Annotated in this window: 19 protein-coding genes; 13 read left to right on the top strand and 6 right to left on the bottom strand. The window is 44.2% G+C overall.

Going from position 1 to position 19,812, the window contains the following annotated elements:
* Window positions 1-5: 5 nt before the first annotated feature.
* Both AACM02_RS04520 and AACM02_RS04515 read right to left on the bottom strand, forming a co-directional pair.
* Window positions 6-908 (bottom strand): ParB/RepB/Spo0J family partition protein, encoded by a 903-nt coding sequence (locus AACM02_RS04520; protein WP_332456604.1) that lies wholly within the window; start codon window positions 906-908, stop codon window positions 6-8.
* Window positions 909-1,033: 125 nt separating this feature from the next.
* Complete coding sequence (locus AACM02_RS04515) at window positions 1,034-1,798, bottom strand: ParA family protein (RefSeq protein ID WP_332456605.1); 765 nt, start codon at window positions 1,796-1,798, stop codon at window positions 1,034-1,036.
* Window positions 1,799-2,185: 387 nt separating this feature from the next.
* Here AACM02_RS04515 and AACM02_RS04510 point away from each other — a divergent pair, with 387 nt between their 5' ends.
* Window positions 2,186-3,007 (top strand): AraC family transcriptional regulator, encoded by an 822-nt coding sequence (locus AACM02_RS04510; protein WP_332456606.1) that lies wholly within the window; start codon window positions 2,186-2,188, stop codon window positions 3,005-3,007.
* 81 nt (window positions 3,008-3,088) lie between these two features.
* Window positions 3,089-4,006, top strand: a complete 918-nt coding sequence (locus AACM02_RS04505) for a hypothetical protein (RefSeq protein ID WP_339116186.1) — start codon at window positions 3,089-3,091, stop codon at window positions 4,004-4,006.
* An 8-nt stretch (window positions 4,007-4,014) separates the two neighbouring features.
* Here the strand turns inward: AACM02_RS04505 and AACM02_RS04500 are convergent, their stop codons facing one another.
* The gene (locus AACM02_RS04500) at window positions 4,015-5,340 is read right to left on the bottom strand and encodes a lysine 2,3-aminomutase (RefSeq protein ID WP_339116185.1); all 1,326 of its coding nucleotides are present in this window, start codon (window positions 5,338-5,340) and stop codon (window positions 4,015-4,017) included.
* Window positions 5,341-5,749: 409 nt separating this feature from the next.
* On the opposite strand from AACM02_RS04500, the gene AACM02_RS04495 reads away from it, so the two are divergent.
* The 11 genes from AACM02_RS04495 to AACM02_RS04445 all read left to right on the top strand — a co-directional run bounded on the left by AACM02_RS04495 (window position 5,750) and on the right by AACM02_RS04445 (window position 17,334).
* Window positions 5,750-6,364: a GNAT family N-acetyltransferase gene (locus tag AACM02_RS04495; protein ID WP_339116184.1), complete on the top strand. Its 615-nt coding sequence runs from the start codon at window positions 5,750-5,752 to the stop codon at window positions 6,362-6,364.
* Window positions 6,365-6,447: 83 nt separating this feature from the next.
* Entirely contained in the window at window positions 6,448-7,632 is a 1,185-nt protein-coding gene (gene argG, locus AACM02_RS04490; protein WP_332456610.1) for an argininosuccinate synthase, read from the top strand.
* 14 nt (window positions 7,633-7,646) lie between these two features.
* Complete coding sequence (gene argC, locus AACM02_RS04485) at window positions 7,647-8,621, top strand: N-acetyl-gamma-glutamyl-phosphate reductase (RefSeq protein WP_332456611.1); 975 nt, start codon at window positions 7,647-7,649, stop codon at window positions 8,619-8,621.
* Between the two features lie 90 nt (window positions 8,622-8,711).
* Window positions 8,712-9,839 carry an aspartate aminotransferase family protein gene (locus AACM02_RS04480; RefSeq protein WP_339116183.1) on the top strand — a complete coding sequence of 376 codons (1,128 nt, stop codon included), beginning with the start codon at window positions 8,712-8,714 and terminating at the stop codon, window positions 9,837-9,839.
* A gap of 17 nt (window positions 9,840-9,856) precedes the next feature.
* Complete coding sequence (locus AACM02_RS04475) at window positions 9,857-10,810, top strand: N-acetylornithine carbamoyltransferase (RefSeq protein WP_339116182.1); 954 nt, start codon at window positions 9,857-9,859, stop codon at window positions 10,808-10,810.
* Complete coding sequence (gene argB, locus AACM02_RS04470) at window positions 10,807-11,592, top strand: acetylglutamate kinase (RefSeq protein WP_214062068.1); 786 nt, start codon at window positions 10,807-10,809, stop codon at window positions 11,590-11,592. The genes AACM02_RS04475 and argB overlap by 4 nt, the downstream gene beginning before the upstream one ends.
* A gap of 14 nt (window positions 11,593-11,606) precedes the next feature.
* The gene (locus AACM02_RS04465) at window positions 11,607-12,674 is read left to right on the top strand and encodes a M20/M25/M40 family metallo-hydrolase (RefSeq protein ID WP_339116181.1); all 1,068 of its coding nucleotides are present in this window, start codon (window positions 11,607-11,609) and stop codon (window positions 12,672-12,674) included.
* Window positions 12,675-12,718: 44 nt separating this feature from the next.
* Window positions 12,719-14,014 carry an argininosuccinate lyase gene (gene argH, locus AACM02_RS04460; RefSeq protein ID WP_339116180.1) on the top strand — a complete coding sequence of 432 codons (1,296 nt, stop codon included), beginning with the start codon at window positions 12,719-12,721 and terminating at the stop codon, window positions 14,012-14,014.
* A gap of 84 nt (window positions 14,015-14,098) precedes the next feature.
* Window positions 14,099-15,112 (top strand): phosphate acetyltransferase, encoded by a 1,014-nt coding sequence (gene pta / locus AACM02_RS04455; protein WP_332456615.1) that lies wholly within the window; start codon window positions 14,099-14,101, stop codon window positions 15,110-15,112.
* Window positions 15,113-15,131: 19 nt separating this feature from the next.
* Window positions 15,132-16,106, top strand: a complete 975-nt coding sequence (locus AACM02_RS04450) for a 3-hydroxyacyl-CoA dehydrogenase family protein (RefSeq protein WP_332456616.1) — start codon at window positions 15,132-15,134, stop codon at window positions 16,104-16,106.
* Window positions 16,107-16,134: 28 nt separating this feature from the next.
* A complete protein-coding gene (locus AACM02_RS04445) occupies window positions 16,135-17,334 on the top strand; it encodes an acetate kinase (RefSeq protein ID WP_332456617.1) in 1,200 nt (399 codons plus the stop codon).
* Between the two features lie 98 nt (window positions 17,335-17,432).
* Here the strand turns inward: AACM02_RS04445 and AACM02_RS04440 are convergent, their stop codons facing one another.
* From AACM02_RS04440 to AACM02_RS04430, 3 genes are all read right to left on the bottom strand, one after another.
* Window positions 17,433-17,804 carry an AraC family transcriptional regulator gene (locus tag AACM02_RS04440; protein WP_332456618.1) on the bottom strand — a complete coding sequence of 124 codons (372 nt, stop codon included), beginning with the start codon at window positions 17,802-17,804 and terminating at the stop codon, window positions 17,433-17,435.
* Between the two features lie 530 nt (window positions 17,805-18,334).
* Window positions 18,335-18,538, bottom strand: a complete 204-nt coding sequence (locus tag AACM02_RS04435; protein ID WP_339116179.1) for a hypothetical protein — start codon at window positions 18,536-18,538, stop codon at window positions 18,335-18,337.
* A 7-nt stretch (window positions 18,539-18,545) separates the two neighbouring features.
* Entirely contained in the window at window positions 18,546-19,805 is a 1,260-nt protein-coding gene (locus tag AACM02_RS04430; protein WP_339116178.1) for a S8 family serine peptidase, read from the bottom strand.
* Window positions 19,806-19,812 lie beyond the last annotated feature (7 nt).

Genomic DNA, 19,812 nt, shown 5'->3' with positions numbered 1-19,812 from the left:
AAACGTTACTTCTTCATTGTATCAAACATACCGATAATCCGTTCCAAATCTTTAGCAGAGGAAAAGGGGATCGTAATTTTCCCCTTGCCGTTTTTGTTGCAGTTGAATTGAACATCGGTTTTAAAATAGTTGGAAAGGTGTTGCTTCAACGCATCAAAATCATCGACAAAGGAACTTCCCGAACGATTCTCCCGGTTCTTACCATTCTTTTTGCCAGATTTTTCATTCAACGGTTTTCCTTCAGCATACTCACGGACAATTTTCTCCACGCTTCTGACCGATAATCCATCTTCCAGGATAAGGTTGTATAGGGAGAGCTGTGCCACCGGATCGTTCATAGTAACCAATGCTCGTGCATGGCCCATATCTATTTTTTTGTCCTTCACTCCCATTTGTACTTCGGCAGGGAGTTTCAGCAATCTCAGGTAGTTGGTAATGGTTGCCCGTTTTTTCCCCACTCGATCGCTCAATTGTTCCTGGGTAAGCGAAAGTGAATCAATAAGGTTTTGATAAGCCAGAGCTATTTCGATGGAGTTAAGGTCTTCGCGCTGAATATTTTCAACCAGTGCCATCTCCATCAACTCGTCGTCATCCGCAGCTTTTATGTACGCAGGGATAGAAGTCAAGCCGGCCATCAACGAGGCTCTGTATCTGCGTTCCCCGGCAATGATCTGGTAAGAGTCATCACCCTCATGCCGCAACGTTACCGGCTGAATGAGCCCTATTTTCCGAATGGATGTAGCCAGCTCTTCAAGAGACTCCTCATCGAAAACACGCCGGGGCTGGTCGGGATTAGGAAACATTTTCGAAAGTTCTACCTCACTGATGGACGTAGAGCCTTGCGATTCAACTTCACTAAAAGTAATAAGTGCGTCTAAGCCTCTTCCTAGTGCGTTTTTTTTTGCCATAATCTATAGATTGAATGGAGATTGAAACTTCGTCGAGACTGAATGAGATTGAACGGAGATAAGCTGAGAGCAGTTAATCCGCATCAATCTATTTTCGATCTTTAATCAATCTTCTTATTACAAAGTTAAACATTTTTCTCGATTAATTCCTGTGCCAACTGCATATGGTTAATGGCTCCCCGTGATCCGGCATCGTACATTAGCGCCGGTTTAGCATGGCTCTGCGATTCACTGAGCGTGATGTTTCGCTGAATAACCGTATTAAAGACAAGTTCCTTAAAGTGGCTCTTTACCTCTTCGTATATTTGATTATGTAAACGCAGGCGGGAATCGTACATGGTAAGCACAAAACCTTCAATCTCGAGGCTTGTATTCAGTTTCGATTTGATTATCTTGATGGTGTTCAGCAACTTACTCAACCCTTCCAGGGCAAAATATTCACATTGAACGGGGATAATAACGGAATCCGAAGCTGTCAAAGCGTTCACAGTTATAATACCAAGCGACGGGGAGCAATCGATAAGGATATAATCGTAAGTGGCCCGCAGCGGATTCAGCAGATCGCGCAAACGCCTTTCACGATTTTCCATCTGGACCATCTCCAACTCTGCTCCTACCAGGTTAATGTGTGAGGGAAGAATGTCGATATTCTCAAAAGGTGTTTTCATCACTGCGTCAGCTGGCTTACATTTGCCGATAAGCCCCTCGTAAATCGTGTATTTCAACGTCCGAATATCAATACCCAATCCCGACGAAGCATTCGCCTGAGGATCGGCATCCACAACAAGCACATTCTTTTCCAAAGCAGCCAACGATGCTGCTAGATTAATAGTAGTAGTGGTTTTTCCCACGCCACCTTTCTGATTTGCCAATGCAATAATTTTGCCCATTTAATAATCTCCCAATTGAAAAAGCAAAATAAGCAATAATTCCCATAATTCTATGTTAATTAAATAAAACGTTCTGTTTTTTGTTGAAAAAATGAGTACTCCGGGAATAATTCTCCTTGTTAGAAATCCATCTTCCTGATTATGGTCGACGCATGCTTTCCGAAATTACCCGGCCCCGGGAAATAGTTGCCATCGTAATACATGCTAAAGTTGATTGATCATCAAAAAAACAACAAGCACTGTTTTCGGAAAAAAAAATCTCGTTGGGTATCATTCGGCTATTCTTATAGTATATTTGCAAAGATATAATATAGAATCATTTTAAATAACTATACGGAAAGTAAATATCATTTACCTAAGACAAAACGACGGTAATAAAAAAGGAAAATGAAAACATTCATACCGCATACGGCCTTACAAGAAGTTGTATTAAATATTTCCACGGTAGAAGCTCATCTGCCCATTGGAACCCGGAGTGCGGTATCGCCCTACCCTCCCACTCCCTACCAATCATTGATTTTTTATTGCAGAAATCCGATTTCAATGAATAAAAACAGAGAGGTTGAATTCACCCAACAACCTTTGAGTGTCTTGTTAGGCCCACAAGTTTCACGTGTAAATATCAAAGTGCACAACCGATTAAAAGCAATTCGCGTGGATTTTCTACCCGGTGCAATGTTCCGGATACTAAAAGTTCCGATGTATGAACTACTTGACGAAGGTTTTAATGCAGGGGATCTTTTCGGATCAAAAATGAAAATCTTAACTGAACAACTATCTGAAATTACTGACTTGGAGGTTGGGAAAAGGCTTGTGGAAAACTTTCTGTTGGAACGGTTGCACAGTATTAATAAACAGCAACCTTTCGATAAAGCCTTACGTGCGCTGTACATAAACGACGGTAATTTAAGCATCACAAAAACAGCGTCGCTATCTTGTCTGAGCATCAAACAATTCGAAAGAAAGTGTAAAGAAAGAATCGGAATGAATCCCAAGAGTTATGCACGGATCCTGAAATTTTCGAAGGCTTACAGGCTACACGAAGCATTTCCCGAAATGGATTGGATAAGTATCGCGTACAAATCGGGCTACTACGATCAGATGCACCTGATAAAAGATTTCAAAATTTTTGCCGGGGCAAATCCGTCAGAAATTGAAAAACAACTCCGGAATACCGCTATTAAAATGCAAAAAGACCTGAACTTTTAAAGTGTCGATTTTTTACTATGCACACGGCTGGTGCAGCATCTATATTTGTTGAAATTAACATCCCCTTTAAACTGTAATTAAATGAAAATTTCAACTTATGTCGCATCCATACTGTGGTTAATTTGCAGTTTATCAACTGCTCAGGAAAACAAAAGCCAGGAACACAAGAACTTACCCCTGGAGCAATTAACAGGCTATTCTCAAACATATTATTTCAGTCCCGGCTGTAAGGAAAGGGCAGACAAAATAGCCGCCTTTATAGAAAACGCTGTTTCTTATTTCAGGAAAGAGATCGCTTTCACGCCAAAGACAACACTTTTCATACTCGCCCCGCAACACTGGGAACAATACGCCAGATTTCCTGTTTATGGAATGCCACACAACTTGGATTATTACCGGTTGGCTGTGGCATCGGAAGATAATCCGTTCTGGAAAAGTTTCTTGCCATCATTGGAACAATTGCCTCCAGCATTGGTTGAGCGCATCCAGAATGCCTATCGCCAAACCGATGGGAGCTACAGCATGCAACCTTTTTTCGACCTCTTGGCCTTACACGAGATGGGCCATTCCTATCACGCCCAAGCCGGGTTAAAAATGCATAGAAAATGGCTGAGTGAATTGTTTGTCAATATTATGCTACACTCTTTTGTCGCGGAAAAACAACCTGAGCTTCTGCCTGCTTTGGAAACTTTTCCGGAGATGGTTATCGGTGCGGGTTCATCGGAATACCGCTACACCTCCCTGGTCGACTTTGAAAACAATTACGATGACGCGGGGAAAGGCATGACTAGCAAAAACTACGGATGGTATCAAAGTAATTTTCACCACGCTGCGAAGCAAATTTACAATGCCGGAGGCAGCAGAGTAGTTAAAGAACTTTGGATAGCGTTAAAAGAACATCAACAGGAGATGAAAGATAATGAATTGGTCGACATGTTAAGGAAAGAAGTGCATCCATCGGTGGCGGATGTTTATTTGAAGTGGAACCAGAAGCAGTGAAAGCCTAATCATTCCCACAAAAATGTACTGCCTCTGTCTCCTTTTCCCGGTAATTTTTCCTCCTCAAAGAAAAATTCTTTCTCACCGAAAGCCGGTTTAAGATCATCAAACCACGTAGCTGAAGCGCTGTATTTTGCAAAAAAAGGGACATCCACCAGGTGGGGATTGCGGCACTGTAGAAACCGGAGAACAAATACTTTCTCCCCTTTCACTTCAGCTACTCCCAGGACTTGGACCTTGCCGGGACCGCAACTCATGCTTGGACCCCTAACCGTTCGGGCAATTCCGCTTACGTTCGTATAAGCCTTCCTGAAGATATTCCAAGCCCTTGCCAGAGGGACTTCAAAAAACGCTTTCGAGCCGGTATCACGGGCAACAAACATATAATACGGGACAAGCCCCAAACGGACCTGCTCTTTCCACATCTTCGACCAGGTTTCCGGATTATCATTGATGTTTCGTAACAACGGTGATTGAGTCCGGATCTGCGTTCCGGTATTCCGTATCCGCTCAATCGCCCGCCTAACAGCATCTGTCATTAATTCATCGGGATGATTGAAGTGTGCCTGAAATGCCAGGTGCTTGCCTGCTCTATTTACTTTTTCGAATAAAAAAAGAAGGTCGTCGGCATCTTTATCCGTCAAAAACCGGTAGGGCCAGTAAGCAAGTGATTTAGAACCAACCCGTATGTTTTGTATATGGCTAAACTCTTTCGATAAAAGCGGTTCTATGTAAGCCGATAAAATTCTTGCATTTGCCGTTAAAGGATCTCCCCCGGTAAACAGCACATCAGAAACTTTAGGGTGTTTAAGCAGGTATTTGTGAAGCAGAGCGGCTTCCTTCATCGCAAATTTTAGTTCGCTCATTCCTGTAAATTGCGGCCAGCGAAAACAAAACGTGCAATAAGCGTGACAAGTTTGTCCCTGGCTAGGGAAAAACAACACTGTTTCCCGGTATTTATGCTGGATTCCGTGCAGCTTCTCCCCTTCAAACAGAGGAATGTTGCTCTCCTGTCCTGCCGGATTCGGATTTAACTTCAGTCTGATTTTGTTTATCTCATTTTTAACAACCCGCGGATCTGCTCCTGATTGCAATAAATTTGTCACTTTATCGTAATGTTGTTTCGACAACATCTCTTTTCTCGGGAAAGTAAGCGTAAAAATGGGATCGTCGGGTATATTGTTCCAATCGATCAGTTGCTCTACTACATAGTTGTTCGACTTGAAGGGAAGAACATTTCCTACCACCCGAATGGCTTCAATTTGTTCGGATGATAGGTTGGATATCTGTGGTAACTCTGTAAAATTGTGTCGGGTATAACTCTTGTAATTCATTTTTGTTCTTGATTTTTCCGATGTGTAACTCACTGCAAATGACATAAAAATCACTCACATCATTTTACAAAAATAGGGAAATCAAAAAACAACCCATCATTTGTAAACACTCTTTACGCTTTTTTTTAATAATTTGGCAAGAATTTCTATTTTATTTTTTTAGATGAAATTTCCTGTCGTTTTCTCGTTTTTATTAAATATAAGTGTTACTTTTGCACATCCAATGAAAGTATTACTAACACATATCGTTCCCAGATACATCGTTATGGATTTAGTCCGACGATGCCACTAACCCTTCCGGTTTTTACGGATTTTAGGTTATAGCCGTAAAAATCAACCCTATTACGTTGCAACCGTACAAGTAAATCCTTCTTTTATTTATCATTTATAAAAAATTTTATTACACAAAATGGATGTGGAAATTTATATAGCTACTTCCGCTTACGCAAAATACGCACAGGAAGTGTGTGATTTAATATACGAATCGGCTCAGGCACGCGGTACAGGTATTGCCAAACGGAGCGCAGAGTACGTCGCGGAAAAAATAAATGCCGGCAAGGCGGTCATAGCGCTGGATGGGGATAAGCTAGTGGGGTTCGCCTATATTGAGACGTTCAGCCACCAGCGGTTTGTTGCCAACTCGGGACTTGTTGTGCATCCCGATTATCGGAACATGGGGTTAGCCCGGAAAATAAAACGAAAAATTTTTGATCTTTCCAGGAAGCTATTTCCACACGCTAAAATATTCAGCATTACTACCGGACTGGCAGTAATGAAGATGAACACTGAACTGGGCTTTAAGCCGGTAACCTTTTCCGAGCTTACCGACGATGAAGAATTCTGGAAAGGTTGTCAGGGTTGCCGGAATTTCGATATTCTTCAACGCAACAACTACAAAATGTGCCTTTGCACAGGGCTATTGTACGATCCGGCACAGAAAGAAGTTGCAGCCAGTTCGTTTGCAAAAAAAGTAGTGAAACCGATCATAAAGAAGAAAGCTCCGAATAAAATGTATAAAAAATAATAATCACGGTTATTTGCTGTTCGCCTCTCCGGTTCAATGCAGGGCCAATAGCCAACAACAGGTAACCAAAAAGCCTAAAATATATGAAACAAAAAGTAGTTTTGGCATTCAGCGGCGGTCTCGACACTTCATTTTGTGTGCCGTATCTTATCAACAAACGCAATTTGGAGGTACATACAGTAATTGTCAACACTGGCGGTTTTTCAGACCAAGAGCTGAAAGGCATTGAAGAGCGTTCCAAGATCCTGGGAGCGTTATCCCATACAACAATTGATGCCGTAAACGATTATTACGAAAAAGGCATCAGGTATCTGATTTTCGGCAATATTCTTAAAAACAACACCTACCCTCTTTCTGTCAGTTCCGAACGTTTCTTCCAGGCCCTATCGGTGCTGGAACACGTAAAAAAAATCGGTGCCGAATATGTTGCCCACGGAAGTACCGGTGCCGGGAATGATCAGGTACGCTTCGACCTGGTTTTTGAAGTGTTGGCTCCCGATGTAAAGATTATCGCTCCTATCCGGGAGTTAGGGTTATCGCGTCAGGAAGAAATTGATTACCTGAAATCGAACGGATTTAATTTTTCTTGGGAAAAATCGAAATATTCCATCAACCAGGGGTTGTGGGGAACAAGTGTTGGTGGCGTTGAAACGTTGAAGTCATCAGGCATTCTTCCCGAAGAAGCCTACCCCTCACAAGTCTCTGATCACGGCGTGGAGCGAATAAAGATTGGTTTTGAAAAAGGAGAACCGGTTTCCCTGAACGGTGAGAAAATGTCACCCGTAAACGTTATCCGCACACTGCACAAATGGGCATCCCGATTCGGTATTGGCAGGGACGTTCATGTAGGCGACACCATTATCGGAACAAAGGGAAGGGTTGCCTTCGAAGCTCCGGCACCCCTGATTCTGGTAAAAGCACACCACTTGTTGGAAAAGCACGTGCTTACTAAGCAACAACTCTATTGGAAAGATCAGCTATCGAACTGGTACGGGCAGTTGATGCATGAAGCCCAGTACCTGGAACCCGTTATGCGCAATATTGAAACGTTTTTGGATGACACCCAGCAGTTTGTTACGGGTGAAGTGGATGTAGAGCTTCGTCCTTACCATTTCTCGGTATTGGCTTGCAGCACGGATTACGATTTGATGAATCCGGTTTTCGGAGAGTATGGTGAAGTGAACAAATCGTTTACCGGACAAGACGTCATTGGTTTTACCAAGGTAATTTCGAATCCGTTGAAGATATATTATACAATTCATAAATAGTCTTAATCGATAAAATGATTAAAGTATCCATTGCCGGAGGGACCGGCTACACTGCCGGCGAACTGCTCCGTATCCTGCTGAATCATCCCGGGGTGACGTTAGAGTCGGTAATCAGTTCGAGCTCCGCCGGAATGCCGGTTGCCGGTATACACCGTGACTTATTGGGCGAAACCGACATAACGTTTTCCGACAATACCGGACATCCGGATGTCATTTTTCTTTGCCTCGGCCACGGACTTTCACGTGCCTTTCTTAACGAGAATGATATCCCTGCGGCTTGCAAGGTAATTGACCTGGGAAATGATTTTCGCAACGATCCGGTGTTTGGTGAGCGGAATTTTGTTTTCGGGTTATGCGAACTCAATCGGGAACAAATCCGCAAAGCAAACAGCGTGGCCAATCCGGGGTGTTTTTCCTCGTCAATCATGTTGGCTTTGCTGCCGCTGGCAGCGTTGAATAAGTTGACGGACGACATTCACGTACATGCCATCACCGGATCGACCGGTGCCGGAAAAAAGCCTGTGGGCACCACGCATTTCAGTTATCGGGACAACAATATCTCCGTTTACAAACCTTTTACCCACCAGCATTTAGCGGAAATTGAACGAACGTTAAAAGCTGCCGGAAACAAGGTGCTGCCACCCATACAGTGGATTCCCATGCGCGGTGATTTTACCCGGGGGATTTTCGCCAGTGTGTACACCCGGTGGGATAACCTGATGTCCGAAACCGAAGTGATCAATTACTACAAGGAGTATTACAAGACCTCGCCTTTTGTTTTCGTTTCGGATGAGCCAATCAGCCTGAAAGAAGTGGTAAACACCAATAAATGCCTGCTTCACATCGGATTTCACAACGGATATATTCACATAACTTCTGTTCTTGACAACCTGTTGAAGGGAGCATCAGGACAAGCAGTACAGAATATGAACCTGATGTTCGGGCTGGATGAGACCATGGGATTAAGATTAAAAGGAAGCGTATTTTGATTCGCTCTGCCGACTGAAGCCAGACTTTAAGATTTTTGTATGTCTGGTGTCTGAAGTCTGCTATCAAATAATTAATAATTCACAATTAAAATGAATCTGTTTGACGTATATTCTTTGTGGAATATTGAACCTGTCCGCGCAAAGGGTTGCCGCGTATGGGACAGGAACGGTGTGGAATACCTCGATTTTTACGGGGGGCACGCCGTGATTTCCATCGGCCATTCCCATCCTGCTTACGTAAAAGCCATTCAGGACCAGGCAGCAAAAATCGGGTTTTATTCCAATTCCGTTATCAACAGCCTGCAAACAGAGCTTGCCGAAAAGCTGGGGGAGCAAAGCGGTTATCCCGACTATTCGCTTTTTCTTTGCAACAGTGGGGCCGAAGCCAATGAAAATGCGTTGAAACTGGCCTCTTTCCACACGGGAAAAAAGCGAATAATCGCGTTCAGTGGATCGTTCCACGGACGCACATCGGGTGCTGTTGCCATAACCGACAACCCGTCGATCCAATCGCCTTTCAACACCGGGCACGAAGTAACATTCATCCCCCTGAACGATACCGACAAGATACTGCGTGAACTGGAAAAAGGCGATGTCGCAGCCGTTATCGCGGAAGGAATTCAGGGCGTAGCCGGAATTTTCGTTCCCGAAGACGGGTTTATGCAACAGCTTGAAAAGGCCTGCCATAAACATCGTGTGGTTCTTATTCTCGATGAGATTCAATCGGGATACGGCCGCACGGGACGTTTCTTCGCCCATCAGCACGCCGGTATCCGACCCGACATCATCACCCTGGCAAAAGGAATGGGTAACGGTTTTCCGATTGGTGGCATGTTGATCTCACCTGAATTCGAAGCAAAAAAGGGAATGCTGGGAACCACTTTCGGAGGGAATCACCTGGCCTGTGTTGCGGCAATAGCCGTCCTGGATGTGATGAAAGGCGAGGCGTTGGTTGAAAATGCATCCCAGGCAGGTAACTATTTGCAAGACGAACTATCGAAATTAAACGGAATTAAAGAAATTCGCGGCCGGGGATTGATGCTGGGAATTGATCCAGCCCCCGAATACTCCGATATACGCGACAAGTTATTGTTTAAAAGTCATATCTTTACAGGCGGAGCGAAAAATAACGTAATGCGTTTACTACCCCCGCTTTCGGTAAAGAAAGAAGAAATCGATATTTTTTTGAAAGAAACAAAAAAGCTCTTGGAAGTTTAACGTTAAAAGTCTATGGTATGAAACATTTCACCTGCGTTCAGGATATCGGCGATTTACCGTCCGCCCTGCAAAAAGCCAGATACGTCAAAGAGAATCCTTTCGTCGATCAACATCTCGGCAAAAACAAAACCCTGATGCTCATCTTTTTTAATTCGAGCTTACGCACCCGGTTAAGCACACAAAAAGCCGGAATAAACCTGGGCATGAACGTTATCGTGCTGGATATCAACCAGGGGGCATGGAAGCTCGAAACAGAGCGTGGAGTAGTGATGGATGGCGACAAGCCGGAACACATCCTCGAAGCTATTCCTGTAATGGGTGCGTACTGCGACGTTATCGGCGTGCGTTCGTTTGCACAATTTGAAAACAAAGCGGACGACTACAACGAAGTGATTATCAATCAATTTATCCAATATTCCGGGAGGCCGGTTTTCAGTATGGAAGCTGCCACGCGACACCCGCTTCAAAGTTTTGCCGACCTTATCACCATTGAAGAATTCAAAAAAACGGCCCGACCGAAGGTTGTCCTCACCTGGGCACCGCATCCGAAAGCGCTGCCCCAGGCAGTCCCCAACTCGTTTGCCGAATGGATGAACGCAACGGATTACGAGTTTGTAATCACTCATCCGGAAGGATATGAGCTGGACGATAAGTTTGTAGGCAAAGCCATCGTGGAATACGACAAGGAAAAGGCCTACCGGGATGCCGACTTCATTTATGCGAAAAACTGGGCGGCGTACCGAGACCCGAATTACGGAAAAATCCTAAGTACGGACAGATCCTGGACGGTTGATACCCCCAAAATGGCCCTTACCAACAATGCTTATTTTATGCACTGCCTTCCCGTACGCCGCAACATGATCGTGACCGATGAGGTCATCGAAAGTCCGCAGTCGATTGTCATTCCCGAAGCTGCCAACCGTGTGGTTTCAGCACAAACGGTCTTGAAAGAAATCTTGCTGGCATTATGATACTTCACAACTCACTTTCTGTCGTAAAAATTGGCGGAAACATTGTCGATAACCCTGAAGCTTTAACTGGTTTCCTAAATGACTTCCACCAGTTGAAAGGAAGGAAATTGCTCGTTCACGGCGGCGGAGTAATGGCTTCAAAAATGGCCGAACGACTGGGAATCAAGACTAAAATGGTTGAAGGCCGACGGGTTACGGATGCCGAGACATTGCAATTGGTAACGATGGTTTATGCCGGATGGATCAACAAAAGTATCGTCGCTGCCCTGCAAAAAATCGGATGCAACGCTATCGGACTTTCGGGAGTTGATGCCAACTGTATTCCATCGGAACGCCGGAACCCGGAACCCATCGACTTCGGATTCGTAGGCGACCCCATCACATGGAAAATGGACGGTAAACTCCTCTCCACTTTCATTGAAAACGACGTTATCCCGGTTTTTTGCGCAATCACCCATGACGGCAACGGTTCGCTGCTCAACACCAATGCCGACACAGTGGCCTCATCGCTTGCCGTAGCGTTGTCGAAGCACTATCGCACTACGTTGTATTACTGTTTCGAAAAAGAAGGTGTTTTGCGGGACATCAATGACAAAAACAGCCTGATCCCATTGATAAACCGGGAAGCATTTATCCAGCTGAAAGGGCAAGGCGTGATTGCCGACGGGATGATCCCCAAGCTCGACAATTCATTTAACGCCATACAGGAAGGCGTATCCGAAGTTGTGATCCTACATGCGAGAAATTTACTGAAGAAAACAGGGACAAGGTTAATTGGATAAAAGTCAAGATGCCCATGAACAAAGAATATATCCGTCGTTCGGCCAACCTGCTGAAAGAATTGGTTTCTCTGAAATCTTTTTCAGGCGAAGAAAAAGTGCGGAGTGATTTTTTGTGCAGCTATCTTTCCGAAAGAGGGGTAGAGACGGAACGGTCAGGGAACAACATCATTGCCCGTCAGCCACACCACAACATGGCGAAGCAAACACTAATGCTCAATTCGCATATCGATACCGTAAGGCCTGCTGCAACCTATACTTTCGATCCGTTTAATCCGCCTTTATCCGACACCCACATTTTCGGGCTAGGCAGCAACGATGCTGGGGCAAGTGTAGTTTGTCTGTTGCAAACGTTCTTGCATTTTTATGAATCGGAACTGCCTTTTAACCTTGTGCTGGTTTTATCCTGCGAAGAAGAAAATTCGGGGCCAAACGGGATGACTCGTCTCTCAAAAGAACTTCCGGACATTGATTTTGCCCTTATAGGCGAACCGACTGGGATGCAGGCTGCCATTGCCGAGCGAGGGCTACTGGTTATCGATGGAATGGCTTCTGGTGTGAGCGGACATGCGGCGAGAGACGAGGGCGTGAATGCGCTGTATATCGCCCTGGAGGATATCCAGACGATGAGATCGATTAAGTTTGACAAGATATCACCGACAATGGGCGAAGTGAAACTTACCGTTACACAGATTTCCGCCGGTACGCAACATAACGTTGTTCCGGATAAATGTACTTTTGTAGTGGATATCCGTCCAACCGACCAATACACCAATCCGGAAATCCTGCAACTTCTCCGGGTTAACGTAAAAAGCAAACTCTCCGCCCGAAACCTCACTAACAAAAGTTCGGCTACGCCATCCGATCACCTGTTGATAAAAGCAATCGGGCAATTAGGAGTGAAAACATATGTCTCCCCCACTACTTCGGACTGGATGCGTATTTCCTGTCCGGCCATCAAAATGGGTCCGGGCGAATCGGCCCGCTCCCATCAGGCCGATGAATTCGTGTTGGTCAGCGAACTGGAAAGCGGAATAGCCGGATACATCCGTTTTATCGAAGAAATGACAAAAATCATCAAATAAAAAACTCTTCCGTCAATCAGCGGATAGATTTAGAAAGAGAAACTATGGCAAAAATCTGGAACAAAGGCTTCGATGCCGATAAGTCAGTAGAAAACTTTACGGTGGGAAAGGACCGGGAATTCGATTTGCGGCTGGCAAAATACGATATCATGGGTTCGATGGCGCACATAAAGATGTTGGTAAAAATCGGATTACTAAAAAAAACCGAAGAAGAAACATTGCGCCTGGAATTGCAAAAGATCCTCGCTGAAGTGGAAAAAGGAAATTTCAACCTCAACACCGATGCTGAAGATATCCATTCGCAAATAGAGGCAATGCTCACCGAAACGCTGGGTGAAACAGGGAAGAAGATCCATTCTGGGCGCTCGCGAAACGATCAGGTATTGGTGGATCTGAAGCTTTTCTTCAAGGACGAAATCCGGAAAATAAAAGCAGATGCCTTGCAGCTTTTCGACTTATTGCAGTTGCTGAGTGAAAAACACCGATCGGTCCTGCTGCCCGGATATACCCACGGACAAATAGCAATGCCATCATCTTTCGGACTGTGGTTCGGAGCATACGCCGAAACGCTCGTGGACGATATGCATACACTGGTTTCCGCGTGGCGGGTTGCCAATCAGAATCCTCTCGGTTCTGCTGCCGGATACGGTAGTTCATTCCCGCTCGATAGAGAGATGACCACACGTGAACTCGATTTCGAAACCCTGAATTACAACGCGGTTGCAGCACAGATGGGAAGAGGAAAAACCGAAAGGATCCTCGCTTTCAGCGTAGCGTCGTTCGCATCAACGCTTAATAAGCTGGCTGCCGACAACTGCATGTATCTATCTGGAAATTATGGATTTATCTCCTACCCTGACAACCTGACTACCGGATCGAGTATTATGCCGCACAAAAAGAACCCCGACGTCTGGGAGCTTATCCGCGCGCACAGCAATCGGTTACAAAGTCTTCCCAACGAAATCGCCCTGATGACCACCAACCTGCCCCACGGATACCATCGTGACTTCCAATTGCTGAAAGAAACTCTTTTTCCGGCACTTGAAGCGTTGCACACGCTCTTCGAAATGACTCATTTTATGCTTTCACATATTTCAGTAAACAAGAATATTTTGAAAGACGAAAAATACCGCTATCTCTTCACGGTGGAAAAAGTCAACGAACTTGTCCTACAGGGTATTCCGTTCCGTGAAGCTTACAAACAAATCGGACTGGAGGTGCAGGAAGGTACTTTTGCCTTTCAACCTGCTCTTAACCACACACACGCGGGAAGCATTGGAAATCTATGTACGAATGAGATTCGAACAAAAATGGAAAACGCAATGAAAGGAATCTGCTAATTTTCTCCTAACCATTTGCAAGCCTCATATCGCTTTTTTTATTACTTTTGTAGATGATTAATTTCAAATCGTCATACAAAATCTATGAACTTAATTAACGAAATTATCGAGCGTGCAAAAGCCGATAAACAACGAATCGTTCTCCCTGAAGGGACGGAAACTCGCACTCTTCAGGCTGCAGACCAGCTTGTCCGGGATGGGGTGGCAGAAATAATTCTCCTCGGAGATCCGCAAGAAATTAACTTGCTGGCTAATCAGCTTGAATTGAAAAATATTGGGAAAACCCTCGTTATCGATCCTAAGAACCACGACAAAAAACAAACCTACATTGACCTGTTGGTGAAACTCCGGCAGGCCAAAGGAATGACACCCGAGAAAGCGGCCGTTTTGGTGGAAGACCCGCTCTATCTGGCATGCCTGATGATTAAAAACGGTGATGCGGACGGCGAAATTGCCGGCGCACAAAATACTACTGGCGATGTGCTCCGCCCGGCTTTGCAGATCATCAAAACATCACCGGGAGTAAGCGTAGTATCCGGAGCATTTATTATGTTTACGAAAACAACGCAATACGGGAAAGACGGCATCCTTATTTTTGCCGATTGTGCAGTCATGCCCAATCCTACTGCACAGGAGCTGGCATCCATTGCTATAGCATCGGCACAAACCGCACGCGGCATTGTTGGGGTTGAACCGCGCGTGGCTATGTTAAGTTTTTCGACCAAAGGAAGTGCCCAGCACGAAATGATTGATAAGGTGGCGGAAGCTACCCGCATTGCCAAAGAGATCGCTCCCGATCTGCTCATTGACGGAGAGCTCCAAGCCGATGCTGCGCTGGTTCCATCTGTTGGTGCAAGCAAAGCTCCCGGAAGTGCGATTGCAGGGCAGGCCAACGTATTGGTTTTTCCCACGTTGGAAGCCGGGAATATCGGATACAAACTTGTCCAGCGGTTAGGCAATGCCGAAGCGGTTGGCCCCATTTTACAAGGGATGGCAGCTCCGGTAAACGATTTATCCCGCGGATGTTCGGTTGATGACATTTACAAAATGGTTGCCATAGCAGCGAATCAGTCCATTGCTGCAAAATCAAAAAAATAGAATTCAAAAAAATAGAATAATGAGTGAATTAATCATTGAACCTATCGAGAAGTACGGACTCAACATAAGCCATGAGAAGAAAGCGCTCTTCTCTAGAATAGGTGTTGTAGGGGCCGGAAAAGAAGGGCGAACCATAATCAGCCTGACAGCTTCGGCAGGGATGGATGTGGTTTTTATGGATGAATCTCAAGAACGTATCGACATCGTTTTTGAAGAACTGAACCGGGTAATGGATCAGAAAATCAGCAAATGGGGATTGACGCAGTCGGAGAAAAAGGTTATCATGAACCGGATCACTCCCACACTGAGCTACGATGATTTTACCGGATGCGACCTGGTCATTGAGTGTACCCGATATTCAGAATCGGGACGCCGCAGCACACCCGTTCGAAAGAATATTTTTAAAATACTGGATGAGATCCTGGAACCCGATGCCATTATCGCTACTAACGGCCCTACCGTCATTATCAGTGAATTGGCAGCTGACCTTGTTCATAAAGAGCGCTGCGTCAGCCTCTATTTTCCCGTATCTCATCCCGATGCCCGGATTCTCGAGATCGTAAAGGGAATGTACACATCGGAAGAGGTGTACAATAGAATGGAAATTTTCGCCCAACTTATCAATTACCGGCCTCACCGGATAAATGAAAGCAACGGTAATGTAAGCATACGCTTACTGACGACAATGCTCAACGAATCTTGCCAGATGTTGTTGGAGAGGGTGAGCAGCATGCAGAGCATTGAAGAAACGTTTACCATCATTTACGGACAGCGGTACGGTGTTTTCAGAATGGCGGACATCATTGGTATTGAACGTATTGTCACTATAATGGAAGCCATGTTTAACGATTTTGGAGAGACACATTACAAACCCAATCCGTTGTTGTGGAAACTTTACCGTTCCAATCAGCTTGGCGTTCGGACAAGTAAGGGCTTCTACATCTATGATGAGAACGGAAACGTAATTTCCGAAAATAAATCGTTGTTTAATTGAGAAAAGTCAGAAATCATAAGTTGTTGAAATGAAGATATTAGTATTAAATTGCGGAAGTTCTTCCATAAAATACAAGCTTTTCGATATGAGAAGCAACGAGGTTATTGCACAAGGCGGTGTGGAAAAGATTGGCATGAAAGGCTCATTCTTGAAACTCACACTTCCCGATGGGCAGAAAGTTCAGCTCGAAGGAGAAATCCTGGAGCATCGTGCAGGGATTGAATACATTTTCGGTGTCATGTTGAGTGAGAAATACGGATGCATCCGGTCACTCGATGAAATTGATGCTGTCGGACACCGCGTGGTACACGGCGGGGAACGTTTCAACAAGAGCGTGCTCATCACCGAAGAGGTCATAGAAATGCTGAAAGAGTGTATTGAGTTGGCTCCCTTACATAATCCCCCTAACCTCAAAGGTATTTACGCCATTCAGGAACTGTTGCCCCATACGCCACAGGTAAGTGTCTTTGATACGGCCTTCCATCAGACCATGCCCGATTATGCCTATGTTTACGGATTGCCCTACTCGCTTTACGAAAAATACGGCATCCGCCGGTATGGATTTCACGGCACGAGCCATCGGTACGTTTCTAAAAGAGCCTGCGAGTTCCTGAATGTCCCCTACGAATCTCAACGAATCATCACTGCCCATATCGGTAACGGCGTTTCCATAACGGCTATAAAAAACGGCAAATCGGTGGATACGAGTATGGGGATGACTCCCGTTGAAGGCCTGATGATGGGAACCCGGTCAGGAGACCTGGATCCGGGGGTTATATCCTATATTATGGAAAAAGAACACATGAGCGCTTCAGGCATTTCCACCCTGTTGAATAAATTTTCAGGTGTTTTGGGAATCTCAGGAATCTCATCGGATATGCGTGAGATAGAGGTCGGAATAAAAGAAAACAATCCGAGAGCGATTCTGGCACTAAACACTTACGACTACCGCATAAAAAAATACATAGGTGCATACAGCGCTGTTTTAGGCGGAGTGGACATCTTGGTATTTACGGGTGGCGTTGGTGAAAACCAGGCAATTACCCGGAGTGTCGTTTGTAAAAACATGGAGTATATGGGCATTGAACTTGATGAAGAATTAAACAGATCGGTTCGTGCGAAAGAAGTTGTGATCAGCAAACCGTCGTCAAAAGTGAAAGTACTCATCATCCCCACCGACGAAGAATTGACCATCGCAAAAGACACCATGCAGATATTGGGGAAGTAACGTTTGACTATCAAAAAACGTCGCCAGAGGATAACCTCCACCTGGCGGCGTTTTTACATAGGAAATTTTAGAGTAGAGTTTATATTTATACAACCGATTCAGGTTCTTTGAACAAAATTGCGATAATGTGATGGAGTAACTCCTGTATGCCTTTTGAACGTACGAGAAAAATAGGCCAGATCAATAAAACCGCAGTTCTTGGCAATTTCACCAATATTTTTATCAAAGTGAACCAGCTGTTTTTTGGCGTGATTGACTTTCAACTGAATGATATAAGCGTTGGTTGAATATCCCGAAGCCGCATTAATTTTTCTATTAAGCTGAGACACGCTCATGTTTAACTCTTTTGCTATTGAACCGGGAGACAGGCCGGGGTCAGATATTTTTTGGTTGATAATATCGGTAACCTTTTGAAGAAAAAACATATTCACCCGCATCGGTCTTGTTTCGTTTTTGAGAGCTGTTTTCATGTTTTTATCTTTTTTGTTTTACTACATGAATATAGGTATTACAGACAGGTGCTGATGATCAGTCAGAATGAACAGATCCTTATGGACTTATCTTCCAACCAAATCCGAAGACACCGTTAAGCTATATGAAGAATAATAAAAGGGCTTGAAAAGTATCCAACAACAGAATATCGCGCATGTTAAACATTATAATTTTTTAAAGAGATACATCGAGGGCCCTTTTATTGGCAATGCATCCATTCTCATACAAAAATAATTCGAGGTAGAAAAAAACGTTAGGATTATTTACACAAAATTTAGGACTCAGTGAGCATTAACATTTCGCATATTTGTATTCCACACACATTATCTCTCGAATAACTAACTTATAAACAACTAAATACGATCTAAAAATATGAATAAAGTTTGGATTGGATAAAGATAAATCTGCGAAGGGAGATTATTTCAATTGCCTCATATACCATTGCATTTCAAGCAATTAAAAAAGCCCCAATGAATATCGGAGCTCTATGTGCGGAGAAAACACAAAATTATTGAATAAAGAAATCTTCTTTCTCTTCCTCTATTGTAATAAAAAAATCAAATTTGGCTTCGGAAACTTCTTTTTCAGTTTCAAACTTAACAATCTTTAATCTTGGATAATATTTGCTTATTTTTATGCCCAAGCCGGTTAATCTCATTTTAACTTCCTTAAAAGACCTACCGTTCTGTATAACTCCAAAGTATGTTTTCATATTCTTATCATTGGATAACCTGAATCAACCCTTTCCCGATATCCCTATATTTGAGATTTTCAATCGGTTTTGCTTTGCCTTCAAGTAACTCCCAAATTTCCCGGGTGTTCAGATCCGGAAATTGTTCCATATAAAGCGCCGCCAGTCCAGAAACATGGGGAGTGGCCATACTTGTTCCACTCAACAAGACATAATTTCCTGAATTTCCACTTTTCTTCGGATAAGAACTCAGCACATCCACTCCTGGCGCACAAACATTGACATTGCCTCCGGTAGCCGCATTGATCCCGGCGTTAGAGAACCGGGCAACCCGCATCTGATTATCAATGGCTGCAACAGCCATGATGGAGAGAGAGTTTGCCGGTGCAGAAACCGGAACGGGCAATGCAGGCCTTTTACTATCATTGCCTGCAGCTGCAATAATCAGGCAATTGCTATCCAGAGCCCTGATTCCCACAGTCTCAAAAAGGACAGAAGGCTTTTCGTTCAGCTTCACCGGTGAAGCCAGGGACAAGGAGATTATTCGGAATTTTTTAGTAATAGCCCAGTCAATCGCATCGATAATACTGCTGGTTGTTCCCTTTCCATTGTTGGAAAGTACTTTTCCTATTTTCAGGTTGCTGTCTTTTGCAATCCCATACCGCTTGCCGGTATCGTTTCTAACATTCCCGCAAGCAATACCGGCACAATGTGTTCCGTGTCCGTTAGGATCTTTATCCCAATCTTCACCTTCGATGAAGGATTTCCCTTCAACAATCCTGTCTACAAAATCGGGATGCGAAACATCGAATCCGGTATCGAGTATGCAAACATCTATTCCTTTGCCCGAAAATTGGGTTTCTCCCATTCCAATAGCTTTCAACCCCCACTCCAAGTCCGTTACAGCCGGTTTTGGAATCGGTTTTCTCCGGATGTAGTTTTCCAGTTCCAGAATTTTGTTCTTCAATTGATCAACGTTTGTCTTCAAATCGTCAATAAAGGTAAATTCATCGGCAGGAAAAAACTCCCTTTCCTTTTCAAAATAGATAACCGGGCTTTTACTGTCGGCTATCGACCGGGTTAGCTGTTCTTCATCTACATCGTCAACCACTACCACTCCCAGGTTTTTGTAAAGAACGGCATTGTTATTGTCGATAATGTTAAACGAGCGGTTATCTTTCGATAAATACTCCGATGAGGTAACGCTTACGGAGAATCCTTTCTCCACGTTACGGATCGATTTTTCGTTTTGGCTGTCCAGCAAAACAATGTACCTGTTTTTTGCCATAATTTTA

Source organism: Petrimonas sp. (assembly GCF_963921705.1).
In the GTDB taxonomy this organism is placed as follows: domain Bacteria; phylum Bacteroidota; class Bacteroidia; order Bacteroidales; family Dysgonomonadaceae; genus Petrimonas; species Petrimonas sulfuriphila.
This window is presented reverse-complemented; position numbering and strand designations above follow the sequence as displayed.